Annotated in this window: 2 protein-coding genes; one reads left to right on the forward strand and one right to left on the reverse strand. The window is 74.6% G+C overall.

Annotated elements, in window-relative coordinates:
• Window positions 1-74: 74 nt before the first annotated feature.
• A complete protein-coding gene (locus tag PROKR_RS27385) occupies window positions 75-692 on the reverse strand; it encodes a DUF402 domain-containing protein (protein ID WP_157602786.1) in 618 nt (205 codons plus the stop codon).
• 127 nt (window positions 693-819) lie between these two features.
• Here PROKR_RS27385 and PROKR_RS36430 point away from each other — a divergent pair.
• The coding region (locus PROKR_RS36430) for a hypothetical protein (protein ID WP_036970218.1) at window positions 820-1,251 on the forward strand (432 nt) is incomplete at its 3' end.

Here is a 1,251-nt window from a genome sequence, read left to right on the forward strand (position 1 = left end):
GGCGCGCCGCCGTGGAGCAGGACGACCTGGTGCTCAGCGCGCACTGAGCCCGCGGCGCCAGGACGCACCACCGCCTACAGCGCGTCGAGGACCGCGAACCAGCGGTCCGCCGTCGCGCCGTCGTACGGCGCCGCCCCGGCGCTCACCGCGGCGAGCAGGGCGTCGGCGTCCGCCCGCACCCGGGTCACGACCTCCGGTGGGTACCCGTACCGGACGGTGTGCTCGGCGAACTCGTCCTCGTCGTCGATGAAGAAGTCGCCCTGTTCGCGCGCCCGCTCGCTGCCGGGCCGCAGCGCCAGCACGTCGAGGTCCATGTCGACGGCGGAGACCTCGAACGCCGGACGGCGGCGACCCCCGCCGTCGGGCACGGCGCGCCACTCGGGCACCGTGGCGAGGTCGATGTAGAGCAGCACGTCCCGCGGGTTGTCGCGGTAGAGGTCGGCGACCCACCCGCCGTCGCCGAAGAGGACGACCCCGGGGTGGCGCGTGCGGTAGTCCCGCCCGGGCCGGCTGAACCGAGTGCCGGTCGGGTAGCCGAGCCAGGTGCCGTGCTCGTCCCGGCCGAGGTACGCGGCGTCGAACCGCCAGTGCGGGGTGCCGTCCCACTTGCGCATCCGACAGCCCACGAGGGTCCCCGGCCCGGTCGGCTGCGACGGCGATACGCCCTGGTCAGCAGGTTGTTGCGCAGACATGTCCGGGAGCCTACCCAGTCGTCGTCGGGCCGTAACCGAAGGGCACTACGCTCTGGCCACCGTCGGCGCCCGCACCTGCCGGGTCGACGGTTCCACCGCACAACCGTCGACCCCACGAGGAGTCTTCATGTCCCCTGCAAGCCGCCGTCTCGCCGCGTCCGGTGAGACTGCGCACCAGATCCCGGCCGCCGACGAGATGATCACCGAGGCGCTGCTCGCCGCCACGGCCGAGACTCTGCACAACCCGCACCCGGACAAGCCGGACCCGTCACCGGACGCCCGGCCCCTGCCGGCTCCGGACCAGGAGTCCTGGGCCCTGGCCAAGGAGCCCAACCGGCTGCCGCGCGAGGTGTGGTCCGCCCCGGACCGCGCCGCGGACCGCCCGTTCCAGGAGCGCCCCGAGCCGCCGTCGGGCGATGCGGTGGTCACCGCCGCCCTGCGCCGCGGCCTGCCCGTCGACGAGGCCGTCACCACCTCGATCCGCGGGGCCCGCACCCTGGACACCAGCCAGTGGCGCTCGCTCTGCCACTCGCTCATGGCCTATCCCGAGACCCGACGC

This window comes from Promicromonospora kroppenstedtii DSM 19349 (assembly GCF_000515355.1).
Taxonomy (GTDB): domain Bacteria; phylum Actinomycetota; class Actinomycetes; order Actinomycetales; family Cellulomonadaceae; genus Promicromonospora; species Promicromonospora kroppenstedtii.

Bases quoted from the DNA above. Each gene is read 5' to 3' on its own strand.
- PROKR_RS27385 (WP_157602786.1), bottom strand. From the start codon at position 692: ATGTCTGCGCAACAACCTGCTGACCAGGGCGTATCGCCGTCGCAGCCG.